Genomic DNA, 24,889 nt, shown 5'->3' with positions numbered 1-24,889 from the left:
TACGATGAAAGATCCTGCTAAGCCTTATCCGTCATTACCGGATAATCCGGATCTTCCAGAATATTTACATCAATTATCCCTTGGGCATTGGCTAATAAACGTCTGCAATCATCACTTAAATGTTTTAAGTGCAATTTTTTGCCTGCTTCTTGGTATCGGACTGTAAGTTTATAAACTGCATCTATACCAGACATATCTACTATCCGGCTTTCTTTAAAATCAATAATCACTTCAAGAGGATCGTTGAGTACATCAAATTTTTCTGTAAAATGAGCTACTGACGCAAAAAAGAGTGGTCCATATACTTCATAATGCTTTATCCCTCGCTCATCTATATATTTTCTGGCTCTTATTCGCTTAGCACTTTCCCAAGCAAATACCAATGCAGAAATAATTACTCCAATAAGAACTGCTAAAGCCAAATTATGTAACCAAATGGTAATAACAGCCACCATAATACCCGTAAAAACATCATGTTTAGGCATTTTATTAATGATGCGTAAACTTATCCACTCAAAAGTACCAATAGCAACCATAAACATGACACCAACTAAAGCCGCTATTGGCACTTTTTCTATAACCGGAGCACCTACTAAAACAATTAATAAAATGGTTAATGCAGCAATAATACCTGATAGCCTTGCTTTTGCACCTGCTGATAGATTGATAAGTGTTTGGGCAATCATGGCGCAACCACCCATACCATAAAAAAATCCGTTCAATAAGTTTGCTCCGCCTAGTGCCAAACACTCTTTATTGCCTCTGCCTTTGGTGTTTGTCATTTCATCAACTAAATTAAGCGTTAACAAGCTTTCTGTAAGGCCCACACCTGCCATAATGATGGCATAAGGAAAAATAACTTCTAAAGTATTTAGGTTGAAAGGTATCTGAGGGATGTAAAACGGAGGAAAACCTCCACTTACCGAGGCAATATCTTGTACTGTTTTGGTATCAATACCTAAAAATAAAACTAATAAAAACACGAAGATGATGGCAACCAGAGACGCGGGAACTACTTTAGTAATTTTTGGAAATATCAAAATAATACTGATGGTGAGTAGAATTAAACCTACCATGGTATACAGTGCTTGACCTGTTAACCACATTTCTTGTCCGTTAACTGCTGTTTTTAACTGTTGAAACTGGGAAGTAAAGATGATAACCGCCAAACCATTAACAAAACCATACATAACCGGCTGAGGAACTAAGCTAATAAATTTCCCGAGCTTAAAGAGCCCCACCAGAATTTGGATTATTCCTGCTAAGGCAACCGCTGCAAATACATAATCTAAACCATGCGATTGCATTAAAGCTATCAGAACAACTGCTGTAGCCCCTGCCCCACCAGAAACCATACCTGGCCTACCACCAAAAACAGCGGTTACTAAACCCATTATAAAAGCGGCGTATAAACCTACCAACGGAGGAAAACCAGCCAATATAGCAAAGGATAAAGATTCTGGAACCATTGTCATCGCTACGGTTAAACCTGCCAAAATCTCTATTTTATAGTCTACTTTTTGTTTAAAATCAAAAAGGGGTAAAGAAAATTTCATGTTTGATGAATAAAAGCAAATGGATAATACAGGATCTATGTTAGCCTACGTGGCAATGGTTCATTTTTATACTAAACCAATATTTGTGGGTATTTAGAACCTTGTACGACTCCTCTTCTTTCTATTTCGTTATCAATATAAGTTTGGATTTCTGATTTTTTTAAGCCCCATTTTGGAGCTATTAACATCTCTAAATCTGATATTCCAAAAAGACGTTGAATAATGATATCTGGACGAACTAAGGGTAATATCTCGCAAAGAAAATCAGTATATTCTGCTAAACTAAAGAGCTTAAAAGGTTCCTTTTTATACTTTGCGCCCATGATAGAGCCTTCTACGATATGTAAATGATGAAACTTAACGAAATTTATTTGCGGAAAACGGTTTATCTCATCAGCATATTTAAGCATCATGGGTTTGGTTTCTCCGGGTAAACCAAAAATAGTGTGTACACAAATATCTAATTTGGTATTCTCTAACAGTTTCATAATGTCTACAAACTCATCATGAGAACAGCCCCGGTTAATTTGTGCTAACGTTTCGTTATAAATAGACTCCATCCCCATCTCTAAATCAACATCAAGCCTATCGGTATAACTTTCTAATAAAGCTATTTTTTCGGCATCTAAACAATCGGGTCTGGTACCAACAGATAAGCCTACTACATCAGTAGTATCAACACTTAAAGCCTCATCATACATGGTTTTTAAATAATGTGCTGGCGCATAAGTATTGGTATTAGGCTGAAAATAAATGATGAATTTTTCTGCTTTGTAGTGTTTTCTAGCTCTTTCCATTCCAAACTCTATTTGCTCTTTCATGGTAGCCATAGTTCTGGAGGTTGGCGTAAAAGAATCCACATTACAGTAGGTGCAACCGCCATAACCTTTAGAACCATCGCGATTGGGGCAAGTAAAACCACCGTCAACAATAACTTTATACACACGTTTTACCTGATACTTTTCCTTTAAGTAAGCACTGTAGTAATTATAATTTTTTTCGCCGAATGCGAGAGATTTTTCCACTATTAAAAGATATTTTTGCAAAGATACGAAATGATGATTAATACAAATTGATGGACTATGCTGAGAATCTATTATAAAAAAAATACCCGTCTTGCAAAAGAGACAGATGTAGAGCTTTTAAGGGAAATACCTATGGAGAGCCTAGTTTGGGTAGATTTGCAGAACCCTACGGTAGAGGAAAAAGTTACCATAGAAACTTATTTTGATATTAAATATTCATCAGAAGAAGAATCTCAAGAGATAGAAAGTTCATCACGCTTTAGCGAAATGGATAATGAAATCATCATTAATTCTAATTTTTTAGCCTTGAGACAACAAGGATTTGATTACTGTCCGGTTTCTATCATCCTTGAAAAAGGTATATTATTTACCTATCGCGATGATGATTTGAAAACTTTTGGTGAAGCTGTAAAAAAGATAAAAGCCAACCCAACTTTATATGTTAATGGTTTCCAGATACTTTCTACCATTTTAGAAACCTGTATAGACCAAGATGCAGATTTGATTGAAAATATCGCCAAAGTAATATCAGAATTAAATAAAAGTTTAAAAGCAACCAGCGAAAAAGTAGATGAAGAAGATTTATTAAAGATTTCATCGCTCCAAAATGATAACATGATGTTGAGAGAAAACATCATTGATAAGCAAAGAATGATCTCTGCCCTGATGAAATCATCAACTTTTCCACAGGAATATATGGGCGTGTTAAGAATCATGATTAAAGATATTAGCTCCTTATTAGAACATAATAAATTTGCTTTTGAGCGATTAGAGTATCTTCAAGACACTTTTATGGGTTTAATTAATATTGAGCAAAACCGTATCATCAAGATATTTACCGTTGCTACGGTTGCCTTTATGCCTCCTACCTTAATTGCCAGCATTTATGGTATGAACTTTAAACTTATGCCCGAGCTTGATTGGCAGTATGGTTATGCACTAGCCATCCTATTCATGTTTGTTTCTTCTTTTGGTACTTTAATCTATTTTAAGAAAAAGAAATGGCTTTAGTTTTGCATCATGTTTCAAAAAAATAAAACATGAAACATTTAAAGTTAGCCTTTAGTGCATTTATAATTTTTGCCTTTATACTTTCTGGTTGTGCCTACCAAACAGCCGGAAATAGTGGTAAAGTACCTCCCGGACAAGCCAAGAAAATGACAGGCAGTAAATCTGCCAAACCTTTTGCACCAGGCCAAAGAAAAAAATAATTCTATTTTTTTTGTGATGATACAATAAGTGGTTTAAAAATTGTGATGGATGAAGCTGTTCATATCACAATTTATTATCTCATGAAAAATATTAGTCATTTCGTTAATTTCAAGGCCGCCAGCACTTCAGTTTTGCAGTGGATAACGTCTATTTCTAAAGTTACAGAAGCAAAATCAGCATTTTGCGATACACAACTTAAACAAAGTACCAGAGAGAAACAACTAAACCTTGTTGCAGAAACAGACAGTAGTGAAGCCTATTCTAAACAGGTAGATCAAACGACTTTATTACCTGAGTTTTTACAAGGTAATTTTTCTAACCAAATACACTATCCTATTTATAACGCACAGGAGATTTTAAAATCAGAACATCGTTTTAAACAGGTTATAGACACCCAATTTATCGTCATCAATTGCGCTTATGTGGATGAAAATGGTTTAAGGTTAGATGCTTTAACTTCTAAAATTGTGAATGATGCTAAATGTCCCGTTTTGTTTATCCCTGATGATGTACAAGAGCCACAGCAGCTTAAAAGTATTGTTTATTGCACTGATATTAGGTTTACAGAGGTAAGATTTATGAGAGCTTTTGGACAAGTAGCTAAACATTTAAACTGCGATTTAACCATAGCACACGCTTCTGATAATGGTATACCTGATTTAGATATTGAATACGGCAAACAACTATTTAACGATTGCTTTGCGGGAAGAGTAAACGATTGTAAAATGAGTCTGGAGAACTTGAGACGTTTAGATATACAAAAATATCCAGACTTAATTCATGAATATTTATTGGGTGATGTTTACAGTATGATCAATAAAAACCATTTATTAAAAGACGGAGATTATTTAGATTCGGTAGCTGTTAAATTGGCCAGAATAGCTAAAAAACCAATATTAGTGGTTAATAATTAAGAGAGACGAACAAATTTTTAATAGGGAGCTGATGAAAATGAGCTCCCTATTTTTTTTGCCCCTATAAAGAGCCATAAGATTATTACTAAAAAAGGCTTTTGTACATCATCAATTAGTTAAATTTGTTTTTAAAAACTCTTCAGCGCTATGCAAGAAAACTCCATTTATAAACCAAAAAATAAAATACGATTTGTAACAGCTGCCTCTTTATTTGACGGTCATGATGCCACTATCAATATCATGAGAAGGATTTTACAGTCGTCAGGAGCCGAAGTTATACATCTGGGGCATAACAGATCTGTTGAAGAGGTTGTAAACTGCGCTATACAGGAAGATGTGCAAGGCATTGCGCTAACATCTTACCAAGGCGGGCATATCGAGTATTTTAAATATATGTTTGACTTGCTGAAAGAAAAAAAAGCAGGTCATATTAAAATTTTTGGTGGTGGAGGTGGAGTTATTCTACAAGCAGAAATAGAAGAGTTGCACCAATATGGTATCGCTAAAATATTCTCTCCGGATGATGGCCGTACTATGGGTTTGCAAGGCATGATTAACTACATGCTTGAAAGTTGCGATTTTAACCCAATAGCAAGCTATCAACCACAGTTAAGCAGTATAAAAAATCAAGACTTTAAAGAAATAGCGCATGGTATAACACTTGCAGAAAATGAGGCTCAACAACATGGAGATTTCATTGAAGCATTAAAAAATCTTACTGATAAAAAAACTCCAGTTTTAGGCATTACAGGAACAGGCGGTGCAGGAAAATCATCTTTAACAGATGAATTGGTAAGGCGCTTTTTAACCTATACGGATAAGAGTTTAGCCATTATCTCGGTAGATCCATCTAAAAGAAAAACTGGTGGCGCACTTTTAGGAGACCGTATCCGCATGAATGCGATTAATACGCCCAGAGTATATATGCGTTCTTTAGCTACCAGACAAGCAAATTTGGCACTTTCTAAATATCTTGAAGAGTCTATAGCTATTTGTAAAGCTGCTGGTTTTGATATGATTATTGTAGAAACATCTGGTATAGGGCAATCTGATACAGCTATTACAGATTATGTTGATGTTTCTTTATATGTGATGACACCTGAATTTGGTGCCGCCACACAACTAGAAAAAATTGATATGCTTGATTTTGCTGATTTGGTAGCCATTAATAAATCAGATAAAAAAGGTGCACAAGACGCAATTAGAGATGTAAGAAAGCAATTTAAGCGCAACCATTTATTGTTTGAAACTCCGGATGAAGATTTACCCATCTTCACTACGATGGCTTCACAGTTTAATGACCCTGGAACCAATCAGCTATTTAAGGCTATCATCCATCAAATTGAAACAAAAACAGGTTTAAATTTCAATATTAAAACTGATATTGCTACTGCGGATCATGAAAAAAAATACATCATCCCACCACATAGAAGTCGATATTTAGCAGAAATAACAGAAGCAAATTTTGCTTATGCTAATTGGGTAGAGCAGCAAGCAAGTATTGCTCAAAAGATGTATCAAGTTAATGGAGCGGCAGATTTATCTTTAACTTACAAACAAGAACAAGCTGCTGAGGATTTAAAAGAGATTTACAATCACCTAGAAGAACAATTAGACATGTATTGTAAAAATCTGTTGAAAGAATGGCCTCAAACTTTAGAAAAATATCAACAGGATGAATTTATTTATCAGGTTAGAGATAAAGAGATTAAACAGGCTTTAAAAACAGTTTCTTTATCAAAACTTAAAATCCCTAAAATTTCTTTACCTAAATATGAAGCTTGGGGCGATGTTTTAAGATGGTTACTTACCGAAAATTTACCTGGCGAATTTCCTTATGCTGCTGGAGTTTTCCCTTTAAAAAGAGCAGGTGAAGACCCAACCAGAATGTTTGCTGGTGAAGGCGGACCAGAACGTACCAATAAAAGATTCCATTATGTATCTTTAGGTCAGGATGCAAAAAGATTATCTACTGCGTTTGACTCTGTTACTTTATATGGCGAAGACCCACACAGCAGACCTGATGTTTATGGTAAAATTGGAAACTCGGGTGTAAGTATTGCTACTTTAGATGATGCCAAAAAGCTATACTCTGGCTTTAACTTATGTGACCCTAGCACATCGGTATCTATGACGATTAACGGACCAGCGCCCATGCTCTTAGGTTTTTTCATGAATGCCGCTATTGACCAACAATGTGAAATTTACATTAAAGAAAATGGCTTAGAAGCAGAGATTGAAGCTAAAATACAAGCTATTTATCAAGCTAAAAAGCAGACAAGACCAGTTTATAAAGGAGCTTTACCAGAAGGAAATAACGGACTTGGTTTAATGCTTTTAGGGGTTACTGGGGATGAAGTTTTACCTTTAGCTATCTACAACCAAATTAAAGAAAAAGCTATTGCAACCGTTAGAGGTACGGTACAAGCAGATATTTTAAAAGAAGACCAAGCCCAAAATACTTGTATTTTCTCCACAGAGTTTGCTTTAAGAATGATGGGCGATATACAGCAATATTTTATTGACCAAAAAGTTAGAAACTTCTACTCGGTTTCTATTTCGGGTTATCATATTGCAGAAGCTGGTGCAAACCCCATTACACAATTGGCATTTACTTTGGCAAATGGTTTCACTTTTGTTGAGTATTATTTAAGCAGAGGAATGCATATTGATGATTTTGCACCTAATTTATCTTTCTTTTTTTCTAACGGTATAGACCCAGAATATGCCGTGATAGGAAGAGTTGCCAGAAGAATTTGGGCAAAAGCCATTAAAGAAAAATATAAAGGGAATGACAGGTCTCAAAAATTAAAATATCATATCCAAACTTCAGGAAGGTCATTACATGCCCAAGAGATAGATTTTAATGATATTAGAACCACGCTACAAGCGCTTTATGCCATTTATGATAATTGTAACTCTTTACATACCAACGCTTATGACGAGGCTATAACCACGCCAACAGAAGCATCTGTAAGAAGAGCTATGGCGATACAACTCATTATTAATAAAGAATTAGGCTTAGCTAAAAACGAAAACCCTTTACAAGGTGCTTTTATCATAGAAGAACTTACCAACTTAGTTGAAGAAGCGGTTTTGTTAGAATTTAACAGATTAAATGAGCGTGGCGGAGTTTTAGGCGCTATGGAAACCATGTACCAAAGAAGCAAAATACAAGAAGAATCTTTACACTACGAAACACTTAAGCATAATGGAGATTTCCCTATTATTGGTGTAAATACTTTTTTAAGTAAAGATGGCTCGCCTACGGTTGCACCGGGAGAAGTTATTAGAGCAACAACAGAAGAAAAAGAATATCAAATACAAACTCTAGAGGCATTCAAAGCAAGAAATTTGGATAAATCAAGTATAGAGATAGATGCATTGAAAAAAACAGCCATCCAAAACGGCAATATATTTGAAAGTTTAATGGAAGCTACAAAATATTGCTCGTTAGGGCAATTATCTCAGGCACTTTACGAAGTTGGTGGACAGTACAGACGAAATATGTAAGTTTTTGCAAGTATTTCAGCAGAAACGTTAATTTAATATTAACAAATCATTAACTTTTCAATTTGATTAAGCTATTGTTATCAGAATATTAATTTTGCGCAAATTTTAATATTTACTTAACAATTATTTATCAATGTATTTAAAAGCTGTTAATGTATTAAGTTGCCTTTTACTGTTTATAACACTAACTTTTTCTCATTTATCTCAAGCTCAAACTAAAGATACTTTAGTATTAAAACCTAAAACATCAATAGAGAAATGGTACGATAAAATTTCATTAAGAGGTTATGCGCAATTAAGGTATAACGGACTTCTGGAAAGTAACCCAGACTTAAAATGCGAACAATGCGACAGATCTTGGGGCGATGGAGGAGATTTCTTCTTAAGACGAATCCGATTAATCTTTTTCGGGCAAATAAGTAAGCAGGTTTATATTTATATTCAACCAGATTTTGCAAGCTCAGCAGGTACTTCATCAAATTTTGGGCAAATAAGAGATGCTTATGTTGATGTAGGCTTAGATAGCGATAATGAATTTAGGTTTAGATTTGGCCAGAGTAAAGTACCTTATGGCTTTGAAAACATGCAGTCTAGCCAAAACAGAATTACGTTAGACCGTAATGATGCTATTAATAGTGCAGCAGCTAATGAACGAGATTTAGGTTTATTCTTCTACTGGGCACCAAAAGAAATTAGGCAAAGATTTTCTGATTTGGTGAAACTAGGTTTAAAAGGCTCTGGAGATTATGGTGTTTTTGGCTTTGGTGCTTACAATGGACAAACCGCAAACAGAGCAGATTTAAACAACAAACAACACTTAGTAGCTCGCTTATCTTATCCTTTTTTGTTTGGTAAACAGTTTATAGAACCTGGCATACAGGCTTATAAAGGTAAATATGTAATGGCGGCAGACCAATTAAGTTCTGGTGTTAAAACCAACACCAGCAGCAACTATTTAGATCAAAGAATTGCGGCAACTTTGGTAGTTTACCCACAACCCTTTGGTATACAAGCAGAATACAACATAGGTAAAGGGCCTGAGTTTAACAAACAAACCGATTCTATTGAAGTAAAATCTTTAAACGGAGGTTATATCATGTTTAATTACATGACAAGAATCAATAAACATCTATTATATCCTTTCATTAAAGCACAATATTATGATGGTGGCAAAAAACATGAAAGAGATGCCCGCAGTTATCTAGTTAAAGAATTAGAAATTGGTGCAGAGTGGGAACCCAATAATTTCTTAGAATTGGTAGTTAACTATACTTTTTCTTCCAGAAGATTTGAAGATTTTGCGCTTCAGGATAACTTACAAAGAGGAAGCTTATTGAGGATACAAGCGCAAGTAAATTTCTAAGTTGCAGCAACCACAAAACATAAAAAAAGCTATTGGAGAATTTTCCAATAGCTTTTTTTGTTAACATTTATCGTTGCTATATTTCCATTACTCGAGGCTTAAATCTTGAAACGGTACAGCCACCATAAAATGACTGGGTTGCATTAGTAAGCTTACTTATTTGGGTGTTGCCTAAGGCCGGGCTTTCTGCTGTATCTTTTTTTATGCCAACGCTACATGTCCAAACTAAAAAAAGGATGCCCCCTTTTCTAGCGCAAGTCTTAGTGCCAAAGCCAGTGCATCTGCCTGACTTGTGCTTTATTCTAATTCTCAACCATTATCATAGCCTATGCTCGGTCACAAGTCTCCTTACTTTCTTTGCCAACCCTCGGAAGAATTGCATCAGTTGGGTTGTTAAACTTGTATTTTGTACTCATGCTTAAATGTATATTTTATTTACATAAAGCACAAGTCAGGCTCTCGCTCTTTGTCCATTTCGCTAAGACTTGCGCTAGTGGGGGAGCTACAAGTTCGCACCATCTTAATTAAAAAATTATTTGTTCAAAAAACCTTTTGTATTTATCCCCTCCAGCATTAATTACACACTGTTCTAAAAAAAACATATTTTTTATTTCATCATTTGTATCAGCTAAATTTTGAAGTCTTTGAGAATACATTTCAAAAATTGGCAATAATGCATTGAGGAAGGAGTCAATATTTCTTGCGCAATAAGATAGTTTGGTTAACTCATAATTATCATATTCAATGACTTCCGATTGTAAACTATCAAAAGCTAAAAAAGTATAGGAACTTTGTGCAAAAACGAATTTATTGTCCTTATTGATGATTTCACTTAATAATATAAAATCCGAAAACCTAAAGTATGACAAATCATAATATTGAAACAACTTAGATAAATCGGTTTCTTCTATATCAAAAATCTTTTCATTTCCTTTTGGTTGCGGACTATAATTTCTAAGTATATAATTGGGAATACTTTTAAACCCATTTTTTTTTAATAATTCTTCAGATGGTTTAAATCCCTCTAAAGTCTCAATGTATTTCTTTAAATCCATTTATTAAATCCCCTTTTGGAAGTTTGCAGCCTTAGCCCTGTGCATCGGATACTTGTGCCTAGTTTACCAAATCATCACACCTATTTATTACTTTCTTAGAATTCTTTCCATCCATTCTCTGCAAATTAAGTTTTTTTGCCTTATACAAAATATTAAAGTCTTTGCTTATATCTGGCACAAGAAGCCTTTACCCGCTTGGCTTGAATCTCATTGCGCCAAACTGGGGGGCACATTTAGCGAAGTCGAAATCTTCTCTGATATACCCAGAAAAGGCTTCGACTCCGCTCAGCCTGACACAAAATGGTAATTTGAGACAGCCTTTTTTTATCATTATTTAAGTTTAACCTTAAGGCCAAATACCCATATTCATATAAGAAACGGCTATTTTATCAACTGCAGCAACAAAAGCGGCTGTTCTTAAACTCCCTGTATTTTTAACATTTTTAATTTCTCTTATTTCATGATAAGACCTTACCATGGTATCCTCTAATCCAGAGTTTACCAATTCTAATTCTGATGGTCCTTTGGCTATCATAGCTCTTTGCTGAGGCGTTAAGGTAACCCCAGTAGTGCTTTCTATCATGCTCAAGATGTTCAAGTTATTGGTTTCATCGTATCTCCTATCCATTCTACCGAAAGCTACGTGAGATAAATTTTTTAACCACTCGAAATAAGAAACTGTTACCCCGCCTGCATTAGCATACATATCAGGAATAATCATTCCACCATTTTTAATAAAGTAATCTGCCGCATCTGGTGTGGTTGGACCATTAGCACCTTCAGCAATGATTTTAGCTTTTATTCTGGCAACGTTAGTTATGGTAATTTGATTTTCTAAAGCTGCAGGAACCAATATATCGCAATCTTGCTCTAAGCCTTCAGCAGAGTGTTCAAACTCTGATGTAGCTTTTGCATATCCTAAAATGCTACCAGTTTCTTTCCTGTGTCTTACTACATCATTAACATCTAAACCGTTGGCATTGTAAATAGCTCCATCAAACTCGCAGATACCTACAATAATACCACCTTGCTCACTTAAAAATTTAGCTGCATGGAAACCCACATTACCTAAACCTTGTACAATGATGCGTTTCCCATCAATACCTGCTGTTAAGCCTAATGCTTTCATATCTTCTGCAACAGAAACACATTCTCTCACCGCATAAGCTACACCTCTGCCTGTTGCTTCTCTTCTGCCTGCAATACCATGTAAAGCAATAGGCTTACCCGTAACACAACCTAAAGCGTCTAAAGAACCGGGGTTCATGGTTAAATAGGTATCAGCAATCCAAGACATCTCACGCTCTCCAGTGCCATAATCTGGTGCAGGGACATCAATACCAGGACCTATAAAGTTTTTCTTGATAAGCTCTACCGTATAGCGTCTGGTGATGTTTTCCAACTCTGCAACCGTGTAGTTTTTAGGATTGATTTTGATACCGCCTTTAGCACCACCAAAAGGAACATTAACAATAGCGCACTTATACGTCATTAAAGCTGCAAGGGCCATAACTTCATCTTCGTTTACGATATCGCTATACCTAATACCGCCTTTTGTAGGCAACATGTGGTGAGAGTGTTGTACACGCCAAGCATGAATAATCTCGTAACTATTGCCTTTTCTGATAGGAAATTGAAGATGATAGATGCTATTACAGGCTTTTATTTGTGCTAATAAGCCTTTATCATGATTGGTAAATGCTGCCGCCTGATCTACATATTGGCATACATCATTAAAAAAATGGTAGTCATCAAAAATAACCTCTCCTGCTTTGGTCATAGTAGTAATTTTTATGGTTTATAAAAAATTTTATACAAGTTGAGAGAAATATTTGTCTTCTCCAAATTGATAAAACCTTAGTGTTTTAACCACACAGGGGCATTTTTGTTTTAAATGTTTGTTTTTAAGGAAGATGAAGCCTATTTATCCTTTTCGATTTTTTTTAATCTTCTATCTATAGAAAATAGGTAAAAAAACAAGCCCAAAAATAACAAAGCCATCACAGCTACTACCACGTAAATTTTACCAGAAGAACGTAGGGTTTCTGCCATTTCAACGGACTGTGCTTGTGCAAATTGTACAACCAAAAAGAATATGGCAGTTAAGGAGAAAAATCTTTTCATTATTGAATTTGGTTATTTTTATTTTCTAATACTCTAATTCTATAGCGAAGTGTCATGATCCAGGTAGCTACTAAAATCCATCCTAATACAGCAGGGTAAAAAACATAGCGCATATTACTGTCTAAATCATAAGCACCAAAACCTGGGTTTCCACCGTTACCGGGATGTAAAGAATCTGTTAGTCGTGGTAACACAAAAATAAGTACTACCATGATGGGGAAGGCAAAGATGTTGTAAATAGCAGAAATTTTTGCTCTTTTCTGCTCTTCATCAATAGAGCCTCTTAAGATGATGTATGCTAAATACATTAAAGTAGCAATGGCAGAACCATTTAATTTTGGATCATTTGGCCAAGGTGCGCCCCAGGTAAAGTTAGCCCAAATCATGCCGGTACCTAAACCCAAAAAACCAAAGATAATACCTGTATTAACACTTTCTACAGCAATTAAATCATCGTTTTCTTTTCCTGAGCCCAAGTATTTAATACTATAAATAACAGAAACCAGGTAAATAATAATCATGGCAAACCACATAGGTACATGATAATACAAGTTTCTGATACTTTCATGTAAGATTGGAAGTGCCGGAACGGCTATCAATAAACCTCCGATAACAGAGAATAATACTAAAATTACAGACAACACTTTCCACCAATTTTTATACATCATTGCTTAAAAATTAATCTCGCCAAAGGTAAGGAAATAGTAATAAAGAAACAGCAATTACTACGATATTAATAAGGCATAAAACGCCAATTTCATCATAAGAAACAGAAGGGTCTAAGCCATCCATTGCATTTTTAGAAAGCTTAATAATCAGCATCAATAAAGGAATAATAACAGGAAAACTTAATATAGCCATTAAAGTACCATTATTACCCGCTTTTGATGCTATGGCAGATATCATGGTGAAAACTGTAGAAAAACTAATACTGCCCAATAAAACTGCTATTAAGTATAACCCTAAATTAGCTACCGCATTCTGAAATACGATTTGATAAGCCAGAAAAGCGATAGCAGACATAATGATCATCAATAAAATATTATAAATAATTTTAGAGATGATGATAGCTTGCGGACTAGCAATGGTGTAATAGTATAATAAGCGCCCTTTACTTTCTTGCATAAAACTTTTTGCGATGGCATTGATAGCTGCAAAAAGTAAAATAATCCAGAAAAGCGCATTCCAAACCAAAGGTGGAGTGGTTTTAAATGATAAATAACAAACAAAAACGGTAGAGATAACATAGAGTAAAATACCATTGAAGGCATATTTAGAGCGCCATTCTAATAAAATCTCTTTGTATAATAAACTCTTGACTTGTTTAATTAATATCATGCAGTAGCAAAGATAGTAAAAGCTCATATATAAGCTAAACATCGGCGTAAAGCCTTATATTTTTATGATATTTGATTGATGAACGTACAGAGTATTGAAAGTCCTTTAGGCTTTGTTATTATTAAAGAAGAAAATAATGCCATTTGTGAAATTAGTTTTGCTGATATACCACAAGAAAATGGCACAAAAACCGATGTTTTAACATTGGCTATAACTGAACTTCAACAATATTTTAATGGAGATTTAAAAAGCTTTACTTTCCCTATCAAACAAAGCGGTACAGATTTTCAACAACAAGTTTGGAGTACTTTGCAAGAACTAAATTTTGCAGAGGTTATCTCTTATACCACTTTAGCCATCCGGATGAAGAATTTATTAGCCATAAGAGCCATTGCAGCCGCCAATGGCAAAAATAAAATCATGATTGCTATACCTTGCCACCGTGTTGTAGGCATGGCTGGCGAACTTACCGGCTATGCTGGTGGTTTATGGCGCAAACAATGGTTATTAGAACATGAAACTAAAATTGCCGGGATAGGGCAAACTAAACTGTTTTAGTATTTCCCATTAAACGAGCAACATATTTACCTATAATATCAAATTCTAAATTTACCATATCGCCAGGTTTTACGCTTTGTAAGTTGGTATGCTCGTAAGTATATGGAATGATAGCTACAGAAAACTGCCCGGGTTTAGAGTTTACTACAGTTAAACTTATTCCATTTACGCAGATAGAACCTTTTTCTACTGTAACATTGCCTTTATCCTCATCATAACTAAAAGTATAAAACCAGCTTCCTTCTTGCTCTTCTAAGGCAATACAAATACCGGTTTGGTCTACATGGCCTTGTACAATATGCCCATCTAACCTACCATTCATTTGCATGCAGCGTTCTAAGTTTACCAAACTACCTTCTTGGATACTTCCCAAGTTGGTTTTTTGTAAGGTTTCATAAATTGCGGTAACGGTGTGGCTTTCCGCATCTTGCGAAACAACAGTTAAGCAAATGCCATTATGCGCTACAGATTGGTCTATTTTTAAATCTTTACTTATTGTGGAAGATACGGTAATATGTAAGTTTTCTTGCTCTTTTCTTAAGCTTGTAACGGTTCCTAAAGTTTCTATAATACCAGTAAACATGTATTGTTTTATTTGTTGAATTACCAATTTCTTCTATTTCTTAACCAGTTTGAAGTTTCTTGTGCTGCTGTTGTTAATTGCTTATTGCTTGATTTCGTAAACAGCTTGTAGGCCAAAATTGCAGCTATTTTTTCTTCCTCATCATCTTGTTTCTTTAATACTTCTGGTTTAAAATACTTAGCTACAAAATGCGTATCAAAATTTCCTGATGTAAAAGCTTCATGCTGCATGACAAAGCTACCAAAAGGTAAGGTAGTTTCAATACCACTTATTTGATATTCTTGAATTGCCCGCAACATTCTTTCTATAGCTTCTTCCCTATTTTTACCGTAGGCAACCAATTTTGCTATCATAGGGTCGTAATATATAGGTATTTCCATACCTTGCTCAAAACCGTCATCAACCCTTATACCAATACCTTTAGGCGTTTTATAAGTTTTTAGCGTCCCAATATCGGGCAAGAAATTATTGGCTGGGTCTTCCGCATAAACCCTCAACTCTATAGCGTGGCCTCTGATACTTAAATCGTCCTGAGTAAAAGAAAGTTTTTCGCCTCGGGCTATTTTTATTTGCTCTTTTACTAAATCTACTCCGGTAATCATTTCAGTTACCGGATGTTCTACCTGCAAGCGGGTATTCATCTCCAGAAAAAAGAAATTCTTATCCGCATCTAAAATAAATTCTACCGTACCAGCTCCGGTATAATTTACAGAACGAGCCACATCTACCGCACATTGTCCCATTTCGGCTCTTGTATCTGCATCTAAAACAGCAGAAGGAGCTTCTTCTACCACTTTTTGGTGGCGACGTTGTACAGAACATTCGCGTTCAAAAAGATGAACAATATTTCCATGTTGGTCTCCTAAAACCTGAATTTCTATATGCCGTGGTGATGTTACATATTTTTCTATAAAAACAGCTCCATCACCAAAGGCAGATTCTGCTTCGGAAATTGCCAATTTCATTTGCTCTTCAAAATCTTCTACTTGATGCACCAAGCGCATTCCTTTGCCACCACCACCAGCAGCAGCTTTTATCAAAACAGGAAAGCCAATACTTGTTGCTTTTTCTTTTGCCTGCTCTATATCTGTAATAGCTTCTTCGGTACCGGGCACTAAGGGAATTTGATATTTTAATGCCGCAGCTTTTGCTGATAATTTATTACCCATTATCTCCATGGCTTCTGGCGATGGCCCAATCAGGATGATACCTGCCGCTTCTACTTTTCTGGCAAATTCTGGGTTTTCTGACAAAAAACCGTAACCCGGATGAATGGCTTCGGCACCTGTTAATTTACAGGCATCAATTACCTTTTGGATGTTTAAATAAGATGTTGTGGAGGCAGCTTCACCAAGACAAATAGCTTCATCAGCATAGCGTACATGTAGGGCATTTCTATCAGCTTCAGAAAAAACTGCAACGGTTTTGATACCCATCTCTTTAGCAGAGCGCATAATTCTGAGGGCTATTTCGCCCCTATTAGCTACCAATATTTTTTTCATACGGCTAAAATTATCCCAACAAAATACGCATTTAAGGAGATAAACTAACTAAGCACCGACATGTTTTCTGAATCTAAGATTTTTACCAATAATTTTTCTTCGGGGAGAAGACTATCTTCTAAATCCTCATCAATATCGTATTGGTACAAAGTACCTTTCTCATAACTATGGAGTACAATAGGGTGTATATAGTATTTCTTACAAACCGTACGTGTATTACCCAATTTGCGGGCAACCTCATCAATAGCTTGTACTATATTCTTCTTACATATTTGTTCTTGATCAGCTTTTTCCATCTGCTTTAAGGTACATAAGGCATGTACGCTGCCAGCCCAAGTTCTAAAATCTTTAGCGGTAAAGTCTTCTCCAGTAATACTTTTAAGATATTGGTTTACATCGCCAGACTCAACACGATAATGCTTCCCTTCATCATCATAATATTGAAATAATTCTTTACCAGGGATATCTTTACACCTCTTTACTAGTGTAGCTAGTTTTCTACTTTGTAAATTGATGTTATGCTGCACACCTTTTTTACCTTTAAAAATAAAATTAACCTTGTTACCTGTAAATTTTACATGCTTATCTCTTAAAGTGGTTAGCCCAAAAGAGCCGTAAAGCTTGCTATACTCGGCATTTCCAATTCTGATATGTGTAAGCTCTATCAGTTTCACCACCAAAGCCAATACTTTCTCAAAAGGTAATCCTTTTCTATTTAAATCTGTTTCTACTTGTTTTCTGATGTGTGGGAGTGCTTCTGCAAACTTTCTTAATCGATAAAACTTGGCTTCATTTCTTATTTTATTCCATTCTGGATGATAGCGATATTGTTTTCTACCTTTCGCATCAATACCTGTAAATTGTAAGTGTGTATTTTCTGAGGGGGAAATCCAAACATGCTCGTAAGCTGGCGGGATAACTAATTTTTTAAATCTTTCCAATACTTTTTTATCAGTAACTTTTTTCCCATCTTCATCTTTAAAAATAAAACCACCCTTTGTTTTAAACCTGTTATAGCCTGCTTGTTGGTTGTTGATGTAACGTAAACCTATGGCCTTAGCAGTAATTTTAGGGTCGAGACCAATTTTTGCCAGTATTTTTTGTTGCTTATTCATTCCAAAAATTAAACATGCAATATCATGCCATTATGTTTAGTGAAACATTTCAAGTAATTTTCGAGTATTAGGTAAAGAAATATTTATTACTTTGCAATTGAAACCTTTTCAAAGCATTATGGCTACAACCAATTCGTTAGAAGAAGAAAGAATGAACGAGATTTATAAAATCACGTCTCTTTTAATTCAAACAAATATTCATGATTTTACAGAAATTCTAAATATTTCATGTGGCTTTCTACAGATGGAAACTGGTATTATTTCTCAGGTTATTCAGGAAGATTACCATATTATTGATTTTGATTCTAATAATAAGGAATTGCAACTTAAAAATCAGGTTTTTGATTTAAAAGATACTTTCTGTGAAATTACCATTAGAGAGAATAATGTTTTTGATGTCGACGATGCAGCAAATTCTCATTTAAAAGGTCATCCTTGTTACAGTAAATTTCAAACTCGTTCTTACATAGGTGTTCCTATCATATCAGAAGGGAAAAAATTTGGCACTCTAAATTTTTCTTCCTCTTATGCCAATCCTAAAAAATTTAATCAAGCTGATAGAGATTTTGTACAATATCTTGGGCAGTGGATAAGTAATTATTTAGACAAAAGATCTTTTGAAAAGCAAATAGCAGAAAAAAATGAAGAACTCTTAAAACTTAATCAAGAGTTAGAAAAAAACAATGAAAATCTGCAAAAAATCATGCAAGAGAAAGATCAGCTTTCGCAGATATTACTTCATGATTTAAAATCGCCGTTAAGCAATATTAAAATGTTATCTTTCTTATTTGAGGAAATGGTAACCAATAGCGAAACAGAAGAACTTTTTGGTATTTTTAACAAAAGTATGCAAGATGTATTTCATCTTATCAGCCAGATGGAAACACTTAACAGTATGGAGAGCACACCTATTAAACCTTATATTGAAGAGTTAGAATTAAATGCTTTTGTAAAAGATATTATAGGTAATTTCTTAAAATCTGCTGATGAAAAAAATATCAGCTTAAATTACGAGCCTTTACCCACAGCGCTAAACATCAAAACAGATAGTAATTTATTAACAAGAGTATTAAATAATCTTTTTTCAAATGCTATCAAATTTTCATCTTTTAACAAGCAAGTTTTTATTACGCTTCAAACCCAAGATGACCAGTTTAGTGTAAGTATTAAAGATGAAGGCCCGGGTATTCATCCTCATGAAATGGACAAGCTTTTTAAACGTTTTACCCTATTATCAAACAAGCCAACCAATAACGAAAGTTCTTCTGGCCTGGGCCTATATATTGTTAAGGAATTGCTAGAAAAATTAAAAGGTAGTATTGATGTCATGAGCACACCGGGGCAAGGTAGCCTATTTAAAGTAAATTTGCCTCTTACTTTAGTTGCAAATTAATACCATCAAAATGTCTTTTAAAGCTGTACCTGTTACCATACTTACCGGATTTTTAGGTGCCGGTAAAACTACTTTTTTAAACCATCTGATTGCAGAAAATCCGCAGAAAAAATTCGTTATTATAGAAAACGAATTTGGTGAAATTAATATAGACAGTCAGTTAGTTATCAATACCGATGAAAATATTTTTGAACTTTCTAACGGTTGCATTTGCTGTTCTGTAAACGGAGACTTGGCGGCTTTGCTAAACAAGCTAGTTACGGGTCCCTACGATTATGACCATTTAATTATTGAAACAACGGGTATAGCAGATCCGTCTGCCGTAGCGGCTACCTTTTTAACAGATTATAATATCCAAACTGCTTTTAAATTAGATGGTGTTATAGGTATTGTAGATACCATAAATATATTAGATGTTTTAGGTATTGAAGAAGAAGCATCCAAACAAATTGCTTTTTCAGATTTTTTAATTTTCAATAAAAGTAGCGAAGCTTCGGCAGCAATTTTAGCAGAAGTAAAAGCAAAAGTTAAAGCATTAAACCCATTTGCTGATTTCGTTTTTACCGATTATAGTAAAACCCCAAGCACAACCTTATTACAACTACATGCTTATGATAAATCTAAAGTTAGGTTTAATTTAGGTTTTAAAACAGATGATAAACCTCTTCTTCAACTAAAGCCAGAAACACATCATCATAATATCGTATCACAAAGCTATATCTTAAAACCAAGTTTCGACTTACTAAAACTAAGGCATTATTTTAGTGTGATGCTGATGATACAAGGTGCTTATTTTTACAGGATAAAAGGAATCTTAAACATAGAAGGATTTAAAAAACAACTCATCATCCAATCTGTTAAAGGGGCGCCTGTATTTACAGAAGGAGATGACTGGAAAAATGATGAAGAAAGAGAAACAAGAATTGTTTTTATTGGTAAAAACCTAAAGAGAGAGATTTTAGAGAAAGGCCTTAAACAATGTTTTTATCCATAAAATTTATTTTTTTATGCAAAAAACACTTAGTGTATTTTGTACAATAAGAAGATTTACCTATCTTTAAAAACCTAATTTAAATTAACATGATTATAATTGCCGATGGAGGCTCGACCAAAACAAACTGGTGCTTAATTACTGAAGATGGGAAAAAAGTACTTTTCAATACTGAAGGTTACAACCCTTATTTCTCTAATACCGAGTATATTTTAGAATCATTAAAGAAAAATATTGCATCTGATTTGCCTATAGCAGCTATTAAAGAAGTTAATTATTATGGTGCTGGGGTACATAACGATGAAAAAGCAGAAATTGTAGCAAAAGCAATGAGGGCCTTTTTCACCAATGCGAAAGTAAACATCGGACATGATTTATTAGCAGCTGCAAGAGCCCTATTAGGCGATGAAAGAGGCTTTGCCGCCATACTAGGCACAGGCACTAATACTTGTATTTATGATGGTGAAGACATAGAGTTTAACATTGATTCTCTGGCTTATATTTTAGGAGATGAAGGTAGTGGCTGTTATATTGGTAAAAAACTTTTATCAGATTATATAAGGGGTTATATGCCAGAAAATGTGAGAGCAGTATTTTGGGAAACCTTTAAACTAACGCCAGATGATATTTTAGATCAGGTTTATACAAAACCACTTCCAAACAGATTTTGTGCAAGTTTCAGCAAATTTGTTTACGATATTACGGTTAATATAGAATACTCTAGAAATTTAGTTAAATCGTCTTTTGATGATTTTTTCAAAAATATGGTAAGCCATTATCCTAACTATACTTCTTATAAGTTTAATTGTATTGGCTCTGTTGCTTATAACTTTAGAAATGTTTTAGAAGAAGTTGCCCAAGAATACGGGATGGAAATGGGTGTTATCATCCGCTCTCCTATAGATAATTTGGTAGATTACCACGTAAGAAAATTTAATAAAAAATAAAAATGGCGCTTAATGCGCCATTTTTATTTAATAATTTGCGAGAGCTTACTCTTTACCAAAAGACAGCTCGTTATGGAAATATTTACTGTATTTACGCTTATCAAATTTGTATAGTTTTGCTGCTCTATAAGAAACACCTTTTTGTTTCTCATCAAGTTCTTTCAAAATATCGTAAGCCAACATTTTCTTTCTAAAGTTTCTTTTATCTAGCTTTTTATTTAAGATAACCTCGTACAGATTTTGTAATTGCGTAAGGGTAAACTTCTCTGGTAAAAGCTCAAAAGCAATAGGTTGATAGCTAATCTTATTCTTAATTTTCTCAAAACCTTTCTTAAAAATTTCAGTGTGGTCAAAAGCTAATTGAGGCAAATCTTTTACTGAAACCCAAACAGCTTTTCTGGCATAATTGGTAACAGGTTTTAATTCTTTTTGCCCGTTTAATCTTATCATAGCAAAATAAGCCACCGTAATTACCCTACCTTGTGGGTGTCTATTAACCTCACCAAAAGTATAAAACTGCTGCATGTAAATACCTTTTAAACCGGTTAACTCGTATAATATACGTTCTGCTGCCTCATCTATACTTTCATTTTCATAAACAAAGTTTCCAGGCAAGGCAAACCATTCTTTAAAAGGCTCTTCATTTCGCTCGATAAGCAAAACTTTTAATTCACCCTCATCAAATCCAAAAATGATACAATCAGCCGAGAAAATCGACTCAAAACGTAAAGGTAAATTTTCCAAATCTTAGCGTTTATAAAAATTCAATTATCAAATTTGAAAAAAAAAATTGACAAAATCTCACTTAGTGTAAAAAATACACCGTATATTAGTAAGCCTTAAACCAATGTTCAAAATAAAAATGTCGAAAATTAAGAAAATAGCAGTGTTTACTTCCGGTGGAGACGCCCCAGGAATGAATGCATGTATAAGAGCTGTTGTGAGAACAGGTATTCATTTTGGTTGTGAGATGATTGGAATAAAACAAGGTTATCAAGGAATGATAGATGAGAACTTTATAGTGATGAATCGTCATTCGGTAAGTAATATCATGCAATTAGGCGGTACTATCTTAAAAACTGCCCGCTGTTTGGAATTTAGAACGGAGGAAGGGATGGAAAAAGCTTATCAAAATTTAAAAAAACAAGGAATAGATGCCTTGGTTGCGATAGGTGGAGATGGAACATTTACAGGTGCAGAAAGGTTCTCAAACAAATACGATATTCCTGTAATTTGTGTACCAGGCACTATTGATAACGACCTTTATGGTTCTGATTTTACTTTAGGTTTTGATACCGCAACTAATACAGTAATAGAAGCTATTGATAAAATAAGAGACACGGCAGAATCTCATGACCGCTTATTCTTTATAGAAGTAATGGGAAGAGATGCTGGATGTATAGCTTTAAGAGCTGGTATTGCAGGCGGTGCAGAAGCTATTATGTTACCAGAAAAAGATACAGCTATAGAGGATTTAATTTCAACACTAGAGCATGGGGCGGCTAACTTAAAATCATCTAGTATTGTAATTGTTGCCGAAGGAGATAAAAACGGAGGTGCTTATAACGTAGCTAAAAGAGTAAAAGAAAAATTTGATTACTACGATACTAAAGTTACCATTTTAGGCCATTTACAAAGAGGCGGTAGCCCAAGTAGTTTTGATAGAATTTTGGGCAGTAGAATGGGTTTTGCAGCGGTAAAAGCATTATTGGCTGGCCAAACCAGAAAAATGGTTGGTTTGCATGGCAATACTATTGCACTTACTGATTTAAGTGAAGCACTATCAGGACATGAGTTTAAGTTAGAAGACGATTTAATGGAAATGTCTAGCATATTAGCATAAAAAAATGGTTGCAGTAGTTTACAGTGGATCTAGATATGCCAATTGGCGGATTGCCCATAAGGGTACAGAAACCATTGAGCTTAGAACTGTAGGTATAAATCCTTTTTTTAATGATGAAAAATATATTCTTCAAGTTTTAAATAAGAATATACAACTGATTCATAACGCAGAAAAAATAAAGAAAATATACTTTTTTGGTGCAGGAGCAACATCAAAAGAAAGAAGTGAGATAGTAAGTAACGCATTTTCCCAATTTTTTAGATACAGTAAGATATTTGTACATAACGATTTGCTGGCTGCCGCAAAAGCAAGCTGCGACGATAAAACAGGTATTGTATGTATTATGGGCAGCGGCTCTAACGCAGCTTTTTTTGATGGAAGAAGAATTATAGACAACAACTATGGTTTAGGTTACGCTATTGCGGATGAAGGTTCTTCTAATTGGTTAGGTAAAAACTTAATCAAAGCCTATATCACCCAAACTTTACCATCAGATATAAACCTACTTTTTAAGAAAAAGTACGATTTAGATAAAAAACAAATTCTAGATAAGATATATAAACAAGCACATCCAAACATTTTTATAAGTTCTTTAGTAGATTTGCTAACAGAAAATAGGGAAAACCCTTTTGTTAAAGATTTTGTAAAAAATGGATTTCGTGAGTTTATCAACATTTATCTTATTCCTTTGATAGAAAAATACGGCAAAAAACAACCCATTTATTTTGTTGGAACTGTTGCCGCAAACTTTCAGGATTATTTAAGAGAAACTGCCAAAGAGCATCATATTAAAATATCCACTATCATTAAAGAACCTATTTATAACTTATTGAATTATTACGCAAATAAAAATTAAAACAAATGAAAATTGGAATTAACGGATTCGGAAGAATTGGAAGATTAGCTTTCAGAGCTGCAATAAACAGAAAAGACATTCAGGTTGTGGGTATCAACGATTTAATTGATGTTGATTACATGGCTTACATGTTAAAATACGATTCTACACACGGAAGATTTGATGGTACTGTAGAAGTAAAAGACGGCAACCTGATAGTTAATGGCCAAAGCATTAGAGTAACAGCAGAAAAAGATCCTGCTAACTTAAAATGGAATGAAATTGGTGCTGAATATATTATTGAATCTACTGGCTTTTTCTTAACCCAAGAAACAGCACAAAAACATATTGAAGCAGGTGCTAAGAAAGTAGTGATGTCTGCTCCTGCTAAAGATGATACCCCTACTTTTGTGATGGGTGTTAACCATAAAACTTTAAGAGCAGATCAAAACATCGTTTCTAACGCCTCTTGTACTACTAACTGTTTAGCTCCTATCACTAAAGTATTAAACGATAACTTTGGTGTATTAGAAGGTTTAATGACTACAGTACACGCGGCTACTGCAACTCAAAAAACTGTAGACGGACCATCTGTTAAAGATTGGAGAGGTGGACGTGGCGCTTACCAAAACATCATCCCTTCATCTACTGGTGCTGCAAAAGCTGTGGGTTTAGTTATCCCAGAAATTAAAGGAAAATTAACTGGTATGGCTTTCCGTGTTCCAACTGCTGACGTTTCTGTAGTTGACTTAACTGTACGTTTAGAAAAACCGGCTTCTTACGAGGATATTAAAAAAGCTATGAAAGCTGCATCAGAAGGCGAGTTAAAAGGTATTTTAGGTTATACCGAGGATGAAGTTGTTTCTACAGATTTCTTAGGAGATGCTCGTACTTCAATTTTTGATGCAAAAGCTGGTATTTCTTTAAATGATAACTTTGTTAAAGTTGTATCTTGGTACGATAACGAGTGGGGTTACTCTAACAAAATTGTTGATTTATTACAACACATGGCTACTTTATAA

Annotated in this window: 23 protein-coding genes; 12 read left to right on the top strand and 11 right to left on the bottom strand. The window is 34.6% G+C overall.

Features of this window, described 5'->3' with window-relative positions; all coding sequences use genetic code 11:
- Positions 1-17: 17 nt before the first annotated feature.
- Entirely contained in the window at positions 18-1,556 is a 1,539-nt protein-coding gene (locus tag B2745_RS16195) for a SulP family inorganic anion transporter (RefSeq protein ID WP_304068846.1), read from the bottom strand.
- A gap of 71 nt (positions 1,557-1,627) precedes the next feature.
- Positions 1,628-2,581 carry a TIGR01212 family radical SAM protein gene (locus tag B2745_RS16190; RefSeq protein ID WP_304068844.1) on the bottom strand — a complete coding sequence of 318 codons (954 nt, stop codon included), beginning with the start codon at positions 2,579-2,581 and terminating at the stop codon, positions 1,628-1,630.
- Between the two features lie 57 nt (positions 2,582-2,638).
- Between B2745_RS16190 and corA the strand changes: the two genes are divergently transcribed.
- From corA to B2745_RS16165, 5 genes are all read left to right on the top strand, one after another.
- Positions 2,639-3,592, top strand: a complete 954-nt coding sequence (corA, locus tag B2745_RS16185; RefSeq protein WP_304068842.1) for a magnesium/cobalt transporter CorA — start codon at positions 2,639-2,641, stop codon at positions 3,590-3,592.
- 29 nt (positions 3,593-3,621) lie between these two features.
- Positions 3,622-3,792 carry a quinol oxidase subunit 4 gene (locus B2745_RS16180; RefSeq protein WP_304068840.1) on the top strand — a complete coding sequence of 57 codons (171 nt, stop codon included), beginning with the start codon at positions 3,622-3,624 and terminating at the stop codon, positions 3,790-3,792.
- Positions 3,793-3,873: 81 nt separating this feature from the next.
- Positions 3,874-4,707, top strand: a complete 834-nt coding sequence (locus B2745_RS16175; RefSeq protein ID WP_304068838.1) for a hypothetical protein — start codon at positions 3,874-3,876, stop codon at positions 4,705-4,707.
- 147 nt (positions 4,708-4,854) lie between these two features.
- Positions 4,855-8,220, top strand: coding sequence for a methylmalonyl-CoA mutase family protein (locus tag B2745_RS16170; protein ID WP_304068836.1), 3,366 nt, complete (start codon positions 4,855-4,857; stop codon positions 8,218-8,220).
- Positions 8,221-8,353: 133 nt separating this feature from the next.
- Positions 8,354-9,583: a porin gene (locus B2745_RS16165; protein ID WP_304068834.1), complete on the top strand. Its 1,230-nt coding sequence runs from the start codon at positions 8,354-8,356 to the stop codon at positions 9,581-9,583.
- A gap of 524 nt (positions 9,584-10,107) precedes the next feature.
- Here the strand turns inward: B2745_RS16165 and B2745_RS16160 are convergent.
- From B2745_RS16160 to B2745_RS16140, 5 genes are all read right to left on the bottom strand, one after another.
- Positions 10,108-10,638, bottom strand: coding sequence for a hypothetical protein (locus tag B2745_RS16160; protein ID WP_304068832.1), 531 nt, complete (start codon positions 10,636-10,638; stop codon positions 10,108-10,110).
- 346 nt (positions 10,639-10,984) lie between these two features.
- Positions 10,985-12,418 (bottom strand): Glu/Leu/Phe/Val family dehydrogenase, encoded by a 1,434-nt coding sequence (locus B2745_RS16155; RefSeq protein ID WP_304068830.1) that lies wholly within the window; start codon positions 12,416-12,418, stop codon positions 10,985-10,987.
- Between the two features lie 140 nt (positions 12,419-12,558).
- The gene (locus B2745_RS16150; protein ID WP_304068828.1) at positions 12,559-12,762 is read right to left on the bottom strand and encodes a CcmD family protein; all 204 of its coding nucleotides are present in this window, start codon (positions 12,760-12,762) and stop codon (positions 12,559-12,561) included.
- Positions 12,762-13,427 (bottom strand): cytochrome c biogenesis protein CcsA, encoded by a 666-nt coding sequence (gene ccsA / locus B2745_RS16145; protein WP_304068873.1) that lies wholly within the window; start codon positions 13,425-13,427, stop codon positions 12,762-12,764. The genes B2745_RS16150 and ccsA overlap by 1 nt, the downstream gene beginning before the upstream one ends.
- 13 nt (positions 13,428-13,440) lie before the next feature.
- Positions 13,441-14,100: a heme exporter protein CcmB gene (locus tag B2745_RS16140; RefSeq protein WP_026903023.1), complete on the bottom strand. Its 660-nt coding sequence runs from the start codon at positions 14,098-14,100 to the stop codon at positions 13,441-13,443.
- A 78-nt stretch (positions 14,101-14,178) separates the two neighbouring features.
- On the opposite strand from B2745_RS16140, the gene B2745_RS16135 reads away from it, so the two are divergent.
- The gene (locus B2745_RS16135) at positions 14,179-14,658 is read left to right on the top strand and encodes a methylated-DNA--[protein]-cysteine S-methyltransferase (protein WP_304068826.1); all 480 of its coding nucleotides are present in this window, start codon (positions 14,179-14,181) and stop codon (positions 14,656-14,658) included.
- Here B2745_RS16135 and B2745_RS16130 read toward each other — a convergent pair.
- Genes B2745_RS16130 through B2745_RS16120 form a run of 3 tightly spaced genes read right to left on the bottom strand, consistent with a single transcriptional unit; the run spans position 14,645 to position 17,858 of the window.
- A complete protein-coding gene (locus tag B2745_RS16130; RefSeq protein ID WP_304068824.1) occupies positions 14,645-15,241 on the bottom strand; it encodes a riboflavin synthase in 597 nt (198 codons plus the stop codon). The two genes, B2745_RS16135 and B2745_RS16130, sit on opposite strands and share 14 nt — an antisense overlap.
- A gap of 20 nt (positions 15,242-15,261) precedes the next feature.
- Positions 15,262-16,743: an acetyl-CoA carboxylase biotin carboxylase subunit gene (gene accC / locus B2745_RS16125; protein ID WP_304068815.1), complete on the bottom strand. Its 1,482-nt coding sequence runs from the start codon at positions 16,741-16,743 to the stop codon at positions 15,262-15,264.
- 44 nt (positions 16,744-16,787) lie between these two features.
- Positions 16,788-17,858, bottom strand: a complete 1,071-nt coding sequence (locus tag B2745_RS16120; RefSeq protein WP_304068813.1) for a DNA topoisomerase IB — start codon at positions 17,856-17,858, stop codon at positions 16,788-16,790.
- Positions 17,859-17,976: 118 nt separating this feature from the next.
- Here B2745_RS16120 and B2745_RS16115 point away from each other — a divergent pair, with 118 nt between their 5' ends.
- The 3 genes from B2745_RS16115 to B2745_RS16105 all read left to right on the top strand — a co-directional run bounded on the left by B2745_RS16115 (position 17,977) and on the right by B2745_RS16105 (position 21,189).
- Positions 17,977-19,251: a GAF domain-containing sensor histidine kinase gene (locus B2745_RS16115; RefSeq protein ID WP_304068811.1), complete on the top strand. Its 1,275-nt coding sequence runs from the start codon at positions 17,977-17,979 to the stop codon at positions 19,249-19,251.
- 10 nt (positions 19,252-19,261) lie between these two features.
- Positions 19,262-20,245: a CobW family GTP-binding protein gene (locus B2745_RS16110; protein ID WP_304068809.1), complete on the top strand. Its 984-nt coding sequence runs from the start codon at positions 19,262-19,264 to the stop codon at positions 20,243-20,245.
- Positions 20,246-20,331: 86 nt separating this feature from the next.
- Entirely contained in the window at positions 20,332-21,189 is an 858-nt protein-coding gene (locus B2745_RS16105; protein ID WP_304068807.1) for an N-acetylglucosamine kinase, read from the top strand.
- Between the two features lie 45 nt (positions 21,190-21,234).
- On the opposite strand, the gene B2745_RS16100 is transcribed toward B2745_RS16105, so the two are convergent.
- Positions 21,235-21,933 carry an NUDIX hydrolase gene (locus B2745_RS16100; RefSeq protein ID WP_051291026.1) on the bottom strand — a complete coding sequence of 233 codons (699 nt, stop codon included), beginning with the start codon at positions 21,931-21,933 and terminating at the stop codon, positions 21,235-21,237.
- 118 nt (positions 21,934-22,051) lie between these two features.
- Between B2745_RS16100 and pfkA the strand changes: the two genes are divergently transcribed.
- From pfkA to gap, 3 genes are read left to right on the top strand one after another with little or no spacing between them, the layout of a single operon-like run.
- The gene (gene pfkA / locus B2745_RS16095) at positions 22,052-23,032 is read left to right on the top strand and encodes a 6-phosphofructokinase (protein WP_026903014.1); all 981 of its coding nucleotides are present in this window, start codon (positions 22,052-22,054) and stop codon (positions 23,030-23,032) included.
- A 4-nt stretch (positions 23,033-23,036) separates the two neighbouring features.
- Positions 23,037-23,888 carry a hypothetical protein gene (locus tag B2745_RS16090; protein WP_026903013.1) on the top strand — a complete coding sequence of 284 codons (852 nt, stop codon included), beginning with the start codon at positions 23,037-23,039 and terminating at the stop codon, positions 23,886-23,888.
- A gap of 5 nt (positions 23,889-23,893) precedes the next feature.
- Positions 23,894-24,889: a type I glyceraldehyde-3-phosphate dehydrogenase gene (gene gap / locus B2745_RS16085; RefSeq protein ID WP_304068805.1), complete on the top strand. Its 996-nt coding sequence runs from the start codon at positions 23,894-23,896 to the stop codon at positions 24,887-24,889.

Source organism: Pedobacter glucosidilyticus (assembly GCF_002483235.1).
GTDB lineage: Bacteria > Bacteroidota > Bacteroidia > Sphingobacteriales > Sphingobacteriaceae > Pseudopedobacter > Pseudopedobacter glucosidilyticum_B.
This window is presented reverse-complemented; position numbering and strand designations above follow the sequence as displayed.